The organism is Microcoleus sp. PH2017_08_TRC_O_A, from assembly GCF_020738665.1.
In the GTDB taxonomy this organism is placed as follows: domain Bacteria; phylum Cyanobacteriota; class Cyanobacteriia; order Cyanobacteriales; family Microcoleaceae; genus Microcoleus.
Genome location: NZ_JAEQCE010000147.1, coordinates 1 through 16796 on the forward strand (window position 1 = coordinate 1; position 16796 = coordinate 16796).

Annotated in this window: 14 protein-coding genes and 2 pseudogenes; 12 read left to right on the forward strand and 4 right to left on the reverse strand. The window is 46.2% G+C overall.

All coding sequences use genetic code 11. The annotated features are described in order from the left end of the window. Positions 1-236 precede the first annotated feature (236 nt). The 3 genes from JGK22_RS31715 (at position 237) to JGK22_RS31725 (ending at position 2645) form a co-directional block, all read left to right on the forward strand. Positions 237-881, forward strand: coding sequence for a cell division protein SepF (locus JGK22_RS31715; RefSeq protein ID WP_293187004.1), 645 nt, complete (start codon positions 237-239; stop codon positions 879-881). A 319-nt stretch (positions 882-1200) separates the two neighbouring features. Beyond that, the gene (gene proC, locus JGK22_RS31720) at positions 1201-2046 is read left to right on the forward strand and encodes a pyrroline-5-carboxylate reductase (RefSeq protein WP_293187006.1); all 846 of its coding nucleotides are present in this window, start codon (positions 1201-1203) and stop codon (positions 2044-2046) included. Between the two features lie 11 nt (positions 2047-2057). Beyond that, positions 2058-2645, forward strand: a complete 588-nt coding sequence (locus tag JGK22_RS31725) for a Uma2 family endonuclease (protein WP_293187003.1) — start codon at positions 2058-2060, stop codon at positions 2643-2645. 281 nt (positions 2646-2926) lie between these two features. Here JGK22_RS31725 and plsY read toward each other — a convergent pair whose 3' ends face one another. From plsY to JGK22_RS31745, 4 genes are all read right to left on the reverse strand, one after another. After that, complete coding sequence (gene plsY, locus JGK22_RS31730; protein ID WP_293187002.1) at positions 2927-3607, reverse strand: glycerol-3-phosphate 1-O-acyltransferase PlsY; 681 nt, start codon at positions 3605-3607, stop codon at positions 2927-2929. Positions 3608-3797: 190 nt separating this feature from the next. Then, the gene (locus tag JGK22_RS31735) at positions 3798-5117 is read right to left on the reverse strand and encodes a DUF3086 domain-containing protein (RefSeq protein ID WP_293314459.1); all 1320 of its coding nucleotides are present in this window, start codon (positions 5115-5117) and stop codon (positions 3798-3800) included. 59 nt (positions 5118-5176) lie between these two features. Then, complete coding sequence (locus tag JGK22_RS31740; RefSeq protein ID WP_293218442.1) at positions 5177-5569, reverse strand: DUF3119 family protein; 393 nt, start codon at positions 5567-5569, stop codon at positions 5177-5179. Positions 5570-5633: 64 nt separating this feature from the next. Further along, a complete protein-coding gene (locus JGK22_RS31745; protein WP_293218444.1) occupies positions 5634-6428 on the reverse strand; it encodes an MlaE family lipid ABC transporter permease subunit in 795 nt (264 codons plus the stop codon). Between the two features lie 184 nt (positions 6429-6612). On the opposite strand from JGK22_RS31745, the gene JGK22_RS31750 reads away from it, so the two are divergent. The 9 genes and pseudogenes from JGK22_RS31750 to JGK22_RS31790 all read left to right on the forward strand — a co-directional run bounded on the left by JGK22_RS31750 (position 6613) and on the right by JGK22_RS31790 (position 16628). Continuing rightward, positions 6613-6900, forward strand: a complete 288-nt coding sequence (locus tag JGK22_RS31750) for a hypothetical protein (protein WP_293186998.1) — start codon at positions 6613-6615, stop codon at positions 6898-6900. Between the two features lie 477 nt (positions 6901-7377). After that, a pseudogene (locus tag JGK22_RS31755) lies at positions 7378-7518 on the forward strand (Hsp20/alpha crystallin family protein); the annotation flags it as partial. A gap of 121 nt (positions 7519-7639) precedes the next feature. Next, a pseudogene (locus tag JGK22_RS31760) lies at positions 7640-7831 on the forward strand (Hsp20/alpha crystallin family protein); the annotation flags it as partial. A 46-nt stretch (positions 7832-7877) separates the two neighbouring features. Further along, positions 7878-8159 carry a hypothetical protein gene (locus JGK22_RS31765; RefSeq protein ID WP_293186997.1) on the forward strand — a complete coding sequence of 94 codons (282 nt, stop codon included), beginning with the start codon at positions 7878-7880 and terminating at the stop codon, positions 8157-8159. Further along, a complete protein-coding gene (locus JGK22_RS31770; RefSeq protein WP_293186996.1) occupies positions 8152-8547 on the forward strand; it encodes a hypothetical protein in 396 nt (131 codons plus the stop codon). The genes JGK22_RS31765 and JGK22_RS31770 overlap by 8 nt, the downstream gene beginning before the upstream one ends. A gap of 226 nt (positions 8548-8773) precedes the next feature. After that, positions 8774-9175 carry a fasciclin domain-containing protein gene (locus JGK22_RS31775; RefSeq protein WP_194011615.1) on the forward strand — a complete coding sequence of 134 codons (402 nt, stop codon included), beginning with the start codon at positions 8774-8776 and terminating at the stop codon, positions 9173-9175. Positions 9176-9379: 204 nt separating this feature from the next. Further along, positions 9380-14497 (forward strand): PAS domain S-box protein, encoded by a 5118-nt coding sequence (locus JGK22_RS31780; RefSeq protein WP_293314461.1) that lies wholly within the window; start codon positions 9380-9382, stop codon positions 14495-14497. A 603-nt stretch (positions 14498-15100) separates the two neighbouring features. Next, entirely contained in the window at positions 15101-15328 is a 228-nt protein-coding gene (locus JGK22_RS31785) for a hypothetical protein (protein WP_293148799.1), read from the forward strand. A 217-nt stretch (positions 15329-15545) separates the two neighbouring features. Continuing rightward, complete coding sequence (locus JGK22_RS31790) at positions 15546-16628, forward strand: amino acid ABC transporter substrate-binding protein (RefSeq protein ID WP_293186995.1); 1083 nt, start codon at positions 15546-15548, stop codon at positions 16626-16628. Positions 16629-16796 lie beyond the last annotated feature (168 nt).

Below are 16796 nucleotides of genomic sequence, written 5' to 3' on the forward strand. Positions count from 1 at the left end.
GCGACCGCTAGAATTGTTTTTTGGATTAGGATGGGCTACATCCGAATTTACGCCTGTGGACAAGTTGCGAGCCGACTCCCTTGGGTGAAGCAGGAAGCAAACCCTTCAAGAGCAATCTTGATTGAATAGTGAGACTTGAGAAAGTTTAGCTAAGTTTTGTGTAGCAGTAGTTAACGACCCGCGGCTAACCCGCAACGCGAGTATAGTCGGGGCAGCACAGTCGTGAAGGAGCTTAAATGGTGAACATTTTTTCTAAGCTACGAGATTTTGTAGGCTTCAACAATGAGCCTGAATACGATTACGAGTACGACGAAACCGAAAGCGAGCGCTTTGCGAACGCCTACCAACAGCCTGAACCAAACTCCGCCACTTCCACTTCTGCTGCTGCTGTCGCCGCAGCAGAAGAAGAACGCCGCCAAAATCGCAGAATGCGGGAGCGGTCAGTAGTAGGATCGACAGGTACAGATGTTGTTGCACCAACCGGGGGAGTAGGATCAGTAATGAATAACGTGATTGGAATGCCTGGATCTATGAACGGGATTTCGGAAGTAGTAGTAATGGAGCCGCGCACTTTTGAAGAGATGCCGGCAGCAATTCGAGCTCTTAAAGAACGCAAATCTGTTGTTTTGAACCTAACGGTGATGGATCCAGACCAAGCGCAAAGAGCTGTGGACTTTGTGGCGGGCGGTACTTATGCCCTTGACGGTCATCAAGAGCGTATTGGCGAAAGCATTTTCTTGTTTACGCCTAGCTGCGTGCAAGTAAGAACTCAGTCTGGTGTGGTTCACGAAGTGCCCCCAGCTCAAGGCCGCCCGCGCCCTGCTGCGGCTGCTCCCGCACCGACAGTCTGGCCGGCTGAACAAGCTCAAATGGCTCAGTAGTCAGTTGACAGTTGACAGTTGACAGTTGATTCCGAAAGCTGTTGGCTGTTGACAGTTGACTCCAAAAGTTGTTGACAGAAATTCATTCAAAAAACCAGTATAGTAAGGTGCGTCGCTACCAGATGAGAAATGGAAGTTTTAGATAGTCGAAAGTGACGCATCCTACAAACAACGCACTGTTAACTAATAACTAATAACTAATAACTAATAACTAATAACTAATAACTAATAACCAATAACCAATAACTAATAACTAATAACTAATAACCAATAACCAATAACCAATAACCAATAACCAATAACCAATAACTAATAACCAATAACTATGATAAAATTTGGTACGATCGGCGGCGGAGTAATGGGAGAAGCTCTCTTATCCCGCTTAATAGCACAAAAAGTTTATTTACCATCAGAAATATTGGTGAGCGATCCGCAACCGCAACGGCGCGAATTTTTGACGGCAACCTACGGAATTGGAACAACAGCCAGCAATCTAGAAGTTGCTACCGCTACAGAAGTGCTGTTTTTGGCGATTAAACCGCAAATTTTTGAGAAAGTAGCTTTGGAATTGGCCGTGGGGATCGATCGCCAACAAGCAAATAATGGAGAAACAGCTAATTCTCAGCCAGAAGCTGCGATCGTGTCGATTTTGGCAGGAGTTCCCCTGAGCAAGCTCGAAGCAGCGTTTCCGGGGCGAGTAGTGCTGCGGGTGATGCCAAATACTCCGGCAACGGTAGGCGCGGGAATGAGTGCGATCGCCCCAGGAAAACTTGTGCAACCAGCCGATTTAGAATTGGTAAAGCGGATCTTTGAGGCTGTGGGAGAAGTGGTCGAAGTGCCCGAAAGTATGCTGGATGCGGTGACAGGGCTTTCGGGTTCCGGCCCTGGTTATGTGGCGATTTTTATCGAAGCCTTGACAGATGGCGGAGTTTGTGCTGGACTGCCGCGGGCGATCGCCTCCCAATTAGCCATCCAAACAGTATTCGGTACAGCGAAGCTATTGCAAGAAACGGGGATGCACCCAGCAGAATTGAAAGATCGGGTGACAAGTCCCGGCGGCACAACTATTGCCGGAATTGCTAAATTAGAGAGCAGTGGCTTTCGTTCTGCCGCGATCGAAGCAGTGAAAGCAGCTTGTTTGCGCTCTCAAGAATTAGGGAAATAGGTGTTAATGCCATGATGACTTTAAAATTAGATTTAAGTCCGTGGATCGAGTTAACAGACGATCAGTTTTACGAACTGTGCCAACATCACCGCGATTATAAATTTGAACGAAATGCCAAAGGAGAACTGCTGATGGTTCCACCGACGGGAGGAGAAACGGGAAATCGCAATATGGATTTATCCTATCAACTGCAATCCTGGAGTCGCCGAAATCCAAATTTAGGAATTGCTTTTGATTCTTCTACTTGCTTTAAACTGCCAAATGGTGGTAATCGCTCTCCCGATGCTTCTTGGGTAAAACGCGAAAGGTGGGAAGCTTTAACTGCTGAGGAAAGAAGAAAATTTCCCCCACTGTGTCCTGATTTTGTTGTGGAATTGCGCTCTCCTACTGATTCTATCAAAGAAACGCGAGAAAAAATGCAGGAATATCGGGAAAATGGCGCTTGTTTGGGGTGGTTGATTGACCCGCAAACCCGGAGTGTGGAGATTTATAGGAGCGATCGAGAAATAGAAATATTGCAGTCTCCTGTTACGCTCTCAGGGGAAGATATTTTGCCCGGATTTGTGCTGGAATTGCGGTCTGTTATGGGGACTAATTGATATCTAATCCGCTAACTAGGGAATTATACCACAGTGCGATTCTCCTCGCTCGCGAGGATGACAGCCGCGAGATATAGCCTTTCTAAGTAACAGTGCGGTGCTCATAGGGTATGGGCATTGACCAAATAGGGCGAAGCGGAGGGATTGGGCGAAGCGAAGCGGAGGGATTGGGCATACCTCATTTATTTGAGAAAGGCTATATTAAGCTCACACTGCATTCGGAATGATATTATTCCTATGACAGCAGAAACGATATAAAAAGCGATCGCACTCTGGTCTAATTACTCGCTAGCTGCTGTTTCCAATTTCTGTCCAATTTTCGGTTCAGTACCGTTCAACAGACGCTGAATATTGCTGCGGTGCCGCACGATTACAAATACGCCGCCCGCCAGTCCAAACAATACATAAGCTAGCGGCTGATTTAACACAAACATCAATCCAGCTACGCTAATTGATCCGACAATCGAACTCAAAGAAACAATTCGCGACACCGCAAAAACTATTCCAAAAATTCCGAAAGTTCCCAACCCAACTGGCCAGTACAAACCGAGCAAAACTCCCAAACTCGTCGCCACAGATTTGCCGCCGGTAAATCCCAGCCAGATTGATTTGCTGTGGCCCAAAACTGCAAATAAACCCGCTAAAGTTGCCATCCAAGGAATGACTGTTGCTGTATTTTCTAAATGGGCGCCGATCGCGAGCTGACTGGTAAACTCTAGAGAGTAGATGTAGCGGATCAGAGCGATCGCACTTACGCCCTTCAACACATCAACCAGCAACACCGCCAACCCCGGCCCCTTCCCCAAAGTCCTGAGTACATTAGTCGCCCCCGTCGAACCAGAACCTACTTCCCGAATATCAATCCCCAGCATCCATTTACCCAAAGCGTACCCAGTTGGAATCGAACCCAGCAAGTAAGCTGCGATTAACAATGCTGCATTTAAACTCAACCACACACCCATAATAAATTCCCTCTTTCATTACTTTTGAGGACTAAAGTCCTCACTACAAACTTAACGATTATTCTTTAATCTCCCGCCCTCTGACATCTCCCTAAATTAATTTTTAGTTATTGGATAGCAAGAAATTAAAACTAATTTCTGAAGATGTCTTTTCTTCCTTCTTCCTTCTTCCTTCTTCCTTCTTCCTTCTTTAAAAATCCTTAGAAGTCGTTAAAGTTTGCGGATCGGAAGCAAAGGCCAACCACAGCGGAAATTGCAGCATCGACAAACTGATTAAATCTTCTGTTTCGTCTATCACAATTAAAGGCAACTTACCATCTCTCACGAGTCGATCGGCTTTTTGGGCCAAAGCCTCCGCAGACTCAAACATAATAATGCCACGTTCCGGGCCAAAATCGGTGCGAGTAATCCCCAAACAATCCTGCAAACCCCGGCGCCACTCACCCAAACGTTCGGGACTGTTCGCGAGCACCAATGTCCGCACCCGTGGGCCGTAGACGCTTCTGAGTACAGAAATAATCGTCGAACTAATCAAGATATTTTGCAACCGCGAACCCATAGTTCGCAATGCACCTCTTCCTCCTTGGGTGAAAAACCAGTTAGAAACTCGTTCGGCGTGGATGGGTTCAAAAGTGCGCCGGAGTTGCCAAGGCGGGCCGTAATAGTCGGGGAGAGTGCGATATTGGTCTAGGGTGCGGCGAATTTGTTTGGCTTGTTCTTGAAATCCTTGTTCAGCAAATCTGGGATTTACCGGGGAAGAGGATTGAGACTCCTCAACAGAGATTTGCTTGGAAGTTTCTTGCACCGGCGGCGTCATATCTAAGAGTTCGGCGGTAGCTGCTAAATCCTGCAAACTGCCGACTAGATAGTCTTTGAAACCTTGAACTCTGATTGCTAAATCTTGGGAAACTCCGGCGAAAGTAGTTCGCATTTCCTTTTGAATTCGATCGCGCCTGCGTTCGAGTTTTTCTACTTCAATTTGCAGCGCTTGTTTGCGATGATCTAGCTGTATCAAGCCGTCTTGTACCAAACGCCCGATCGATGCTTGAGCCTCGCCCAAGGCTTCTAACGCCTTAGTTTTGTCGGCTTCCAAGCTGGCAATTCTGGCGGTCAAATCTTGTTCTTGCTGTTGCAATGCTTTGACTCTATTTGCCAAACTTTCGGTAACATTTTCTGGTACGGGCGTTACCGTTTCTGCGGTTGCTGTTGGCTGGGAGTCTGTTTCGGGTTCGATTCGATCGATCGCACTTTCAGATTCGCTATCCTCAGTTTCTGGCGAACTTTGGGCGATCGCGCCCGCTTCGTCCACCACAGGGGTGATTTGGGGATTTTCCTCGTCCCAGGGGTCTATTTCGGGAGGAATTTGCGATGTGAGATCGTTTTGGGCGATCGACAATTCCTGTATTTGAGATGGCAATTGGTTTTCCGTCTCATTCACGGGCAAATTTGGTTCGCCATCAGCGGCTGGTTGCGATTGCGGTTTTTGGGTGGGAGATTCGTCTGAATTCATAGGAAATTTGTTCGGCGTGGGGCACAGAAGAAGTTAAAAATTTAAAATTAACAACTTGTTTAGTCTTGACGGGGACAGCGCTGTTCTAAGCAGGTCTGTAGCATTTTACGATCGAACAGAACCGGCAGAAAGTGAATGCTGTTAATTTCTTTGAAATAGAACAAAATCGGCACTGCGGGCCAAAATATCCGCCAATTTTGCCATTGTCGGTAAGGAAATTGGCGGATTAAGTTTTGCGATCGATAAATGTCCAAATCCGTTGGAGTAAACTGTAGCCGGATAGTGGCGGCTTGGTACATCAGAAACAAGCCGAACACCGAAAGTGGCAAACTCACCCACTTCTGCACGAACAGCAGCGGTACAGAGGCCAGTACCAGCACTAGGGGAATCGCATAACTCGGTGCAAGTTCGATCGTATCTGTGGGCGCAGTCCCAGAGGTAGTTGTAGTCACGGGTTTAAATCAGGGGGTAGTAAAGTAATGTTGCCAATTATTTATATTTTATCCATTTCCTAGCTTACAAGCCTTTGAGTACGCTAGAGCCAGTACCCTGAAACATCAGCCAAGTCAGGAAAAAGTTAACAATAAAAATAGCCAGCAAAGCCGTCACCACCGCTGTGGTAGTCGATTGGCCGACGCCTTTGGCGCCGCCGGTAGTCGTCAAACCCCAGCTAGTGCCGATGACAGCAATCAAACCACCGAACACAAAAGCCTTAATAGCAGCGCTGCAAATGTCCCACAGACTCAGGAAATGGCGGACTGATTCTAAAAACACATTTTGAGAGATGCCGTACATTGTCGTCGCAATCAGCATCCCGCCGGCGATGCCCGTGACGAGGGACAATATTGTCAGAATTGGCAGCATCAAGCAGCAAGCTAAAACGCGGGGAATTACTAAATAGTCGATCGGGTCTGTTCTGAGCATCAGCATGGCATCTATCTGCTCTGTGACTTGCATCGTGCCAATTTCCGCAGCAAAAGCCGAACCAACCCGTCCCGTAACGATTACGGCTGTTAACACCGGGCCGAGTTCGCGAGTCAAAGACAAAGCCAAAACGCCACCGACGACATTACCGGCACCGAGGTTAATAAACTCCCTGGCTACCTGAACCGTAAATACCATGCCGACAAAACCCGCAGTCAGCAAAGAAATCAGCAGCGATTCCGGGCCAACTGCTGCCATTTGGTCAAGGGTGTTGCGACGGTTAATTTTGCGAGTTAGCAAGTGCAGCATGACTTGGCCGCCCAATAAAATGGCTGCCAGTAACCGCTGACTCCACAAACTGAGGCTTGATGGTGTAGTTGTGCTCAAGGGACTTTGACTGTAGAACAACTGCAAAAATGAAATCTATCTACAAATCTTAAACAAGTTTCTTCTCTAAGATTTAAGATTTCTGACAGAATTGGCCACTGAGGGCGATCGCTGCCTATCGTAGAAAAGGACAAGTTTATTTTACTTGCACCTTTCGGCAGTTTAGCTGAATTTACTGACTCTTATGAGCATATTTCCTAATTTTCTTCGCTCTTTACTGCTGACGGGCCTCTTGAGCTTTGTCGCTCCCTTATTGTTAATCGGCGCGGGATTGACTAGCTTTTCGTTGATCGGTCTTGTGCCTGCTTTGCAAGCAGTCGGTCGTTCTGGAGAAGACCAGATTTTGCAGTTTTTAGCCACTTTCGGCAGCGGCTGTCCTCTCCAGGGATTTTTGGTGATTGGTCTAGCTTTTAGTTTAGTGGGTGCTTTGTTTGATACCTACGCTTCTTATCAGCATTCACGGTGGGGTTAATGGTGTTTCTATTTGAAATCTGGGATTTGAGATTTTAGGTGGGGAATTCTCGATCGCGCATCTAAAATCTCAAATTGTTGGGTTGCGCTGCGCTTGAATCGCGCCGCCTGCTGCGAAAAATTCTAGATGGAATTTCCTCGTCCTTTGATTCAGCAGTGGAGTCAAATCTTAAATCGACTGACTTCGCCTAAAAACGGATACTTGCTTTCCCACAGGAGTCGTGGAGAGCCAAAATGAGAGAGTTCAGTTCCAGCTACCAGATTCATCAGTCGAGTCACTGCTAAAATCTAAAATCTAAAATCTAAAATCTAAAATTGTTGGGCTGGCTCAGCATTAACCATCGCAAATGTTCGGAAATGCGATCGGCAAATTCCAGAAAACCGCATCCCACAGTTTCTGGATCTTAAATATATTAGATACAGGTTGAATCAAGTGTTTCTCAACCTTTAGAAACTTAAGAGATTTGAGGTATCAATTATGGCACTTATTCGTTGGGAACCTTTGCGGGAAATGGACTCCTTGCAGCGAGAAATGAATCGGTTGTTTGATAGCTTAACTCCGGCAACCGATCGCGCATCTAACGGTGTGGCTTTTGTACCGGCCGCCGAACTCGATGACCAAGAATTTCACAGGTGGTATCCGCCACGTGATTTATCCGTGGAATCAATCCCAAATCGAAAATCTAAAATCCTCTCTTCCCCCGAATTTATCCGTGGGGTCGCCTCTAAAATCTAAAATCACTCCTGAAGCCATCCACCTTAAGTTAGAAATTCCGGGCATGGAAGCTTACGGTTCCTTCCGCCGGGTGATTCCCCTACCTGCACGAGTTCAAAATGACAGCGTACAAGCTGAGTACAAAAATGGGGTTTTAAACCTGACTTTGCCTAAAGCGGAAGCGGAAAAGAACCGCGTAGTCAAAGTTGAACTAGGGAGTTGGATGAAATGGAACTGCATCGGAATTTGGAGACTTAACCGGAATGACTCGCCAAGAAGTCGATGACTTTTTGCGTGGACTGGGTGCAGAAATCAGAACTACTAGAGATGGCTATGTTGCATATAAATTTCTGGATAAGTCAACACTCGCGATCCGTCCTAACGGTGAAGTGATTAGAACGCCAGCACCGAAATATGCCTCAGACGGCAGAAATATCAACAAAGGTTTCCGTCTCGATCGAGATGGTCATTTATTGCGAACGCGAGACGAATTTGGCAATTTCATTCCAGGTACTCACAATACGGGAGAAAAATTAAATGAATGATTGGAAGGATGACTATAACTTACTTGGTTTGGGTGGTTTTACATCTTTAATTACCAATGTCAAGGTCTCTTCGTGGGGAAACGAGGTATCGATCGAATGCGTCTACAATCCAGAAGAAAGATTGCCTTATGTTCTGGCATTTAAGGACTGTCGCGATATCGGGTGGACTGTACACGATGAAGAGGAAGTTGGCGAACTTGAAGCAGAATTTTTAGGAATTTCTTTGGGCGAACCGGAACACCGCAAGCCTGCTGTAATTACTACAGACATTTTTGAAATTTCAATTTTGTACGGCAGTTTCAGCATTTACAAGGAAGAAAACCTAAATTCTGAAATAGCAGATTTAGCAACAGAGATCTTGGTATCCCAACCGCAAGCAGTCTTGTAGCAATTTCAAAGTATCGCGCCGTTAAAGTGCAAATTGGTTAGTAATTTTATGTGTAAAATAACCATTATTAGGTTCGTAGTGAGGACTTCAGTCCGCAAAAAAAGAGAGGACTGAAGTCCGAACGATCAAACGAATTACAAAATTTTCAACAAATACAGTAGGTATTGTTGCACGCATCAGTTTACGATACTTAATAGAACTTTTTTGCCAAACGAGGTAGAACCAAATGCCTGATATTGTTGATATTGCCGTAGGTGCGGGTTCGTTCCAAACCCTGGTAACGGCGGTGCAAGTAGCTAATTTAGTAGATGCGCTCAAAAGTCCGGGCCCTTTCACTGTCTTTGCACCTACTGACGATGCTTTTGCGAAATTGCCACCGGGAACTATCACAACCCTAGTGCAGAATGTCCCCCAACTGAGCAGGATTTTGATGTTTCACGTCGTCTCCGGCAAGTTTATGAAGGCAGATTTGGCAAAACTCGGTTTTGTTACTTCCTTAGAAGGTTCGCCGATTAAAATTGATTGTTCAGACGGTTTTGAGGTGAAGAATGCTACTGTTGTCGCGGCCGATATCGAAGCTGACAACGGTGTCATTCACGTGATCGATAACGTGATTTTAATGGGATAATTTCGCCTTTAAACCTCGCTGCTGGAGCGAAGCAGGTGCCTTGCGGTGTCGCTTCGCTCCCGATCGCGCTTTTGGTTTTTTAGCAATTAAAAGTTATATAAATATAAAAAAGTTGTCTTTTTGCCGGATGTATTTTAAGATGATTGTTTAAAAAACTTTGAAGATGAATAATTATAATATAAGGAAACCAGTGTGGTGAGCACTATGCAAATCCTAGCCGCCAGCCTCAAGGCCAAAGTCCGCCAGCGTACCTTGGAACTGCAAGTTCTCAACGAACTTACGGAGAATGTACAACTTGCTGCGGTTGCTGATGAAATTTGGTCTGCTTGTCTGGCACATCTCGGGCGCCTGATTCCTGCTGAGACGATCACACTTTTAACTCTACCGGACGATCGCATCTACCTGCAACACTTACACCCGTTAACTGAATCGGTCAAATCTGAAATAGCAGCCTGCTTGCAAGCTACTCGCACCCAATGGCTGGCCGGAAGTCGAGACTGGGCGTACAACATCGCTGGCGGGCCAATTGCTCAGTTTAAGTCGGTGTTGATGGCACCGGCTAACCCGGAGGACAGTGAAGAATTGTTGGGAGTATTTTTCATCGGTGCAGAGCAGGGAACTGCTTTTAATTTTGAACACCTTTGTTTGCTCCACACTGTCGCTCAAATTTGTGTTAAATCGTTAACTAATTTAGCAGCTAAACAGACGGATGTCAAGGGAACTGTTCAAAATAATTTTGCTCTAGATGGGTCAAGCCAAGAGCTATTGTTGCGGGCTTTAATGGACGGTGCGCCGGATAGAGTTTTTGCGAAAGATCGAAATTTTAGATACATTTTTGTCAATCAAAGTTTTGCTGCATATTTGGGGAAAAAGGTTGAAGAAATTATTGGCAAAGATGATATCGAATTAGGTTTCTCAGAACCAGCAGTATTTGGCGATCGCCACGGCTCAATTAGAGGCATTCGCGAGGACGATCGGGCTGTGCTGGGGGGGGAGACGGTTCGCAATCCCTACCAGGCGATCGCCTGTGCAGGTGGCAAACAGCAGGTCTTTGACACGCAAAAACTGCCCCTGCGCGATGCGGATGGCAGTATATTTGGGATTTTGGGTATTTCTCGGGAGATTGCTCAATTGCAGGCGACAGATGAAGCCCGGAATCAAAGCCAAGCCAAACTGCAAAAAATTACTGCTAGCGTACCCGGTACGGTATATCAAGTTGACTTGCATCTAGATGGCTCGATAGCCTTCTCGTTTGTGAGCGCGGGCTGCCGAGAATTGTATGAAATAGAACCGGAGGTGGCTCAGCAGGATATTCGTGCAATTGTTGACATGATTCATCCCGAAGATAGAGATGATTTTCGGAACTCGGTAAGGCTGGCTGCGGAAAATTTGCAGCCTTGGCGGTGGGAAGGCAGAATTATCACTCCCTCTGGAAAACTTAAATGGATTCAAGGGGCTGCACAACCGGAAATGCAAGGATCGGGAGAGATAGTTTATTATGGCTTGTTCACGGATATTAGCGATCGCAAACAAGCTGAGTTAAAACTGCAACTTTATCAAGAAATATTTTTAAAGTCTAACGATGCGATCGCCATTTTAGACCCGCAAGGCTATTATTTGGAAACAAATCAAGCTCACACGGCTTTGCTGGGTTACAGTGTATCCAAATTGTGGGGTAAAACCCCTGCAATTCATATGGGAGAAGAGATATTTACATCGGTGCTGCAAATCTTGGTCGCAACAGGGAGTTACCGAGGCGAAATGACCTGTGTTAAGGATTTGCAAGGGGGAATAGTTGAGGTGGAACTTTCGGCTTTTGCGGTTCTCAATGATGCTGGGGAAGTAGTTTGTTATGTCAGCGTCAAAAGGGACATCACCGAACGCAAGCTAGCTGAGGAAAAACTCAAACTTTACCGAGAAATATTTTTAAACTCCAACGATGCGATGGTGATTATCGATGCTGATGGGTTTTTCCTGGAACAAAATCGCGCTCACCAATCGCTATTAGAATATACAGACGCCGAATTAGAAATAGAAACGCCGCCGCTGGTGGCGGGGGAACGCTTTTCTGCGATTTCCAAAAGTTTAGCGAAAACTGGAACTTTTCGGGGCGAAATTACTAACTTTACTAAAAAAGGTCGCACGCTGGCGATCGAGGTGGCGGCATACTCTGTGATTAACAACAGCGGCGATATAATTTGTCACGTCTGCGTTAAGCGCGATATTACTGAACGCAAAAAAGGTGAAGAAGAACGACAAAAATTTGTGTCGCTGATTGAAAATAGCAGCGATTTTATTGGTATGGCTACTCTCGAAGGGCAAACGCTGTTTGTTAATGAAGCCGGACGAAAACTGGTGGGAATAGAGAATATTTCGGAATTGCTTTATACGGAAATATGGGATTATATCGGCGAAACTTTTAAACAGGAATTTAGTCAAGAGATTTTGCCAAAAATTATCAGTCAGGGCCAGTGGCAAGGAGAAGGTAAAATGCAGCACTTGCGTACTGGAAAACACATTGATGTTGTGATGAATGCTTTTCTGGTCAAGCACCCTCAAACCAGCGAACCGCTGTGCTTTGCTGCGGTAATTCGCGATGTCACAGAACGCAAGCAAGCTGAAAGAATGCTGCTGGAACAGGCAGAACAGGAACGGCTAGTTTCGGCGATCGCCCAGCGAGTGCGACAGTCTCTCAACCTCACTCAAACTCTGAGCACGGCTGTACAAGAGGTACGGCAATTACTGGCAACCGATCGCACGGTAATTTATCGTTTTGATTCCGATGACACAGGGATTGTGGTTGTCGAATCTGTAGGATCTGATTGGATGCCTATGCTGGGCAGAAAACTTCAGGAAAAATCTTTTGGGGAAAGTTACAAAGCGATGTACCGGGCTGGCAAGATTCAAGCAGTTGAAGATATTTATAATGCTAATTTGAGCCAGATTCACCGAGATTTACTGGTGAAATTGCAGGTAAGGGCTAATTTAGTTGTACCAATTTTTATCGGCGACGAAAGTCAGGAATTAGCAATAGAATATTCGCCAGAAACTCCTAGAATTAAGTCGCAGATCGAGAGTTTGGACAAGCGTCAAAATCGGTTGTGGGGGTTGCTGGTTGCCCACCAGTGCAGTGCCCCGCGCGCTTGGACTGATTCTGAGGTGGATTTGCTGGGAAGGTTGAGCGTGCAGTTGGCGATCGCCATTCAGCAATCTACTCTGTTTGAGCAAGCGCAGCAAGCCCGAGAAGCCGCTTTGGAAGCGTCTCGAATGAAGTCACTATTTTTAGCAAATATGAGTCACGAAATCCGCACTCCGATGAATGGAGTGATGGGGATGACAGATTTGCTGCTGAAAACAAATCTTACTCCCGAACAGCTAGACTTTGTGCAGACGCTGAAACTCAGCGGTCAAAATTTGCTGTCCATCATTAACGATATTCTTGACCTTTCCAAACTGGAAGCTGGAGAAATGCGCTTAGAAACCATCGAATTTGACCTCAGTATCTGTCTGGATGAAGTGCTGGATTTGTTGGCAACTCCCGCACAAACTAAAGGTATAGAATTGGTGGCGCTGATTGATACCGACGTGCCGCTGCAAATTAAAGGGGATGCAGCACGATTGCGGCAAATCCTCACTAATTTAATTAACAATGCGATTAAGTTCACGGAAGCAGGAGAAATAGTAATTGAGGTTTCAACTGGCAGGATTCCTGGGATATTGGCAGCCAGCGACGACCAGAAAAAATTAGAGAATATCCAACCATTAAAACTAGGAATCAATCGCTCGCTATTCCTACTGTTCAAGGTCACAGATACAGGGATTGGGATTGCTGCCGAAGACCAAAAAAAGCTGTTTCAATCTTTTACTCAAGTTGATGCTTCTACTACGAGAAAGTACGGTGGAACAGGTTTGGGTCTGGCTATTTCTAAGCAGTTGGTGGAGCTGCTAGGGGGTAAAATTGGTGTGGAAAGTACCCCCGGTAAAGGCTCGACTTTTTGGTTTACTGTGCCGGCACTTAAGGAAAATTTAACTGGGGCTGGGACAGCGTGCTCAGTGAATTTGCAAACGGTGCTGGCGGGGCAGAAAATGTTAGTTGCTAGCGACAAGCCCACAGTGCGAAAAGTGCTGCTGAGAATGGCTGTTTTGTGGGGGATGGAAGTTGATGAGGTTGAGAATGGTTGGATGGCGATCGCATCTCTGTACAAAGCTGTCAGCATAAAATCCCCTTACGATATCATTTTGGTTGATATTCAGTTGCCGGAAATGGTGGCGGGAAGTCTGGAACGTTTGATGATTGCTGAGCCGGCAATGCAGCAGACGCATTGGGTGGTGCTGACTTCAATTACTCAGACATCGGAGGCTAAACGTTTGGTAGATATTGGTTTTAGCGGTTATTTAACTAAACCTGTGAAAGCTCACCGGCTGTTTGAGTGTTTGGTAAATGCGATCGCCCCGGGTGCAGTGGTTGACTCACGGCTGGCAAATCCAACGACAAATCCAGACTCCTCTATTGACAACCGGGAGTTAGCTAGCTTAAAGATTTTGTTAGTTGAAGATACTCCGATCAATCAAAAAGTTGGTCTGAATCAACTCAAGGTTTTGGGATGTGCGACGGATGTGGCAAATAACGGCGCTGAGGCGCTATCGATGCTGGCTATCAAAAAGTATGACATTGTGCTGATGGACTGTCAGATGCCGATTTTGGACGGTTACGAAGCTACGCTGGAATTGCGCCGCATGGAAGCGACAGGCACTGCTGCTGGTTCGAGGGAGCCCGATCGCAAGACGGTGGTGATTGCGATGACGGCAAATGCTTTGAAGGGCGATCGGGAAAAGTGTCTGGCGGCGGGTATGGATGATTATATTAGCAAACCTATTTCCATCGAAAAGTTAAAATCTGTACTAGAAAATTGGTCGGTACAGTTAAAAGTTGAAATTCCTCAGTTTAAGGGTGAGGAAGTCCAAAACTCTGCTTCGGATCTAGAATGCGTAGTTGATATGGCACGCTTGCACGAAATTGCCGGCACTGATTTAGATTTTGAGCGGGAAATACTGCAAGCTTTTGTGGTGGATACTGGCAGTTATTTAGAATCTGCTAAAAGTGCGATCGCCTCGGGAGACTTGGAGACACTGGCCCGCCGCGCGCATCAAATTAAAGGTGTCAGCGCTACGGCGGCGGTGCGGTTAATGCCCCAGATGGCTGCTCAGCTTCAAACTCTGGCCGAATCCAACGATTTGGAGGGCGCTACGAAAATCATCGCTGAATTAGAAATAATTCTAGCGGGGGTTAAAAAGTTGGCCGCTGCTGAATTATCTGCTTAATCGCTCAATTTTCTCAGGACGGCGGTTGGAAACCGCATCTACACAAACGATGTCCGCCTCCGCGGACTCTGCTTAATCGCTCAATTTTCTCAGGACGGCGGTTGGAAACCGCATCTACACAAACGATGTCCGCCTCCGCGGACTAAGAAATATGGAATTTGAGAGAATGTGCGTGCGATGGATGGATCCCCGCTACGCTACGACTCTTCAACCCGCGTCGGCGGGTTTTGTTTGTGTAGACGCGGTTTCAACCGCCCGGTCTTTATGTAAAGATTCTTAAAAATTTATCAAGATATTTATCTCTATGTGACGAGATTGGAAATTCGGCGTTGCTGATTTACGGTATGAAAGGCTAAATATGCCAGTCATAGAAACCAGTATCGACAAAGCTTGGGGATTTTTAACTTATTTTTTTCATACCCTTTATAACATCTTGTGTGTTGTAGCTTTTGACACTACTATATTAAGTTATTGTGGTCAAATATAAAATAATCATTAAGCCGATGACAAGACGGCTACTTTTCGTCTATCGGCTTGAAACACTAAGACCAACCCATCGCCCAGCCAGCCCACTAAGTGCGTATTTACGCTCAACGAGGTTTTATGACTCCAGTCATGTTACGCCAACTCTGGTCTTTAATTGAAACTACCCAAGCGACTCTGTTAGTCAATTTGGACGATGCAACCCTGGTACAGTGGCTGCTGAAGCAATTGAAGATGAACTCTGCGCTCAATGGCAACGAAACAGATTTGTTGAACGAGTACATCGAGTCTCGGCTGTCGCTAATCCGCGATTTAGCCGAGCAGCGCCTAGCACCAGAGCGGTTCTGAGCGCATTAAATCAAAATTGGATAAATATTACAGGAAAGGTCGATCGCCCGCAGCGGGCAAAAAAATAATAGGCGGTTAGCCGGTGCGCTTTTCAGGGTGCGACACCGGGTTGAGAATGGTTAATTTGAAATGGTGAGGTTTTCTAGATTGCCGATCGCAACAGTTCTCGACACCGACAAGTTAGGATCGTCGAGAAAGTGTTCTACTGGTAAAATGTATGCGTAAATTGGGATTTCTGTTGCTGGCAAGTGTGTTGTTTGTGGCACCGCTGGCATCTTGTAGGGATCGATCGGCACAAGTCGGTCAAACACCAGCCACCACTGCTGAAGGCAAATCGCAACAAGGCCCGAGTCGCATAGATACAATTGTCAGCCGCGGCAAATTGATTTGCGGCGTTAGTGGCGAACTGCCGGGTTTTAGCTTTGTAGACGAAAAAGGCAAATACTCCGGCTTGGATGTAGATGTTTGCAGGGCGATCGCTGCGGCTATATTTGACGATCCCGAAAAAGTCGAATACCGAAAGCTCAACGCCAAAGATAGGTTTACAGTTTTGCAGGCTGGAGAAATCGATATTCTCAGCCGAAATACCACCTACACGGCGAGTCGCGACAGCACTACCGGCTTGGAATTTGCCCCGATAATCTTTTATGACTCTCAAAGCATCATGGTCAAAAAAGATAGCGGCATTAAAAGTTTAAAAGATTTTGCGGGCAAATCTATCTGCGTGCAGACAGGTACGAGTACCGAACAAAATTTGTCCGACCAAATGCGAAAATTAGGAGTTAAATACACTCCTGTGGTGTTTGAAGATGCGAATACTACCTTTGGCACTTATCAAGAAGGTCGCTGTCAAGGTGTTACAGCCGATCGATCGCAACTCGTGTCGAAGCGCACAACTCTACCGAATCCTGAGAATAATGTTGTTTTGCCGATCGTAATGTCAAAAGAACCGTTAGCCCCAGCGGTGAAAAGCGGCGATCCGAAATGGTCGGATGCGGTGAGATGGATTATTTTTGCGGCGATTGAAGCTGAAGATTTAGGAATTAATTCAGGAAATGTAGACCAAACTGTCGCCAGCACTACAGACCCAAACGTCAAACGTTTGCTAGGAAAAGAAGGAGATTTAGGTAAAGGTTTCGGACTCCCGAACGACTACGCTGTCCGCGTTGTGAAGAAAGTGGGGAATTACGGGGAAATGTACGATCGCAACCTCGGCCCGAAAAGTACACTTAAGTTAGACCGGGGTCAAAACAAACTCTGGAAAGATGGCGGTTTACTGTACTCGCCACCCTTCCGCTAATCAACAGGTTTGTAGTTGCGCTTGAGCCCTGTTGTCTGCGCCACTACAAACAGAAAAATCCACTTAAACAAAGGTACGTAGTTGCGCTTCAGCGCTCTTAGGTACGTAGTTGCGCTTCAGCGCTCTTAGGTACGTAGTTGCGCTTCAGCGCTCTTAGGTACGTAGTTG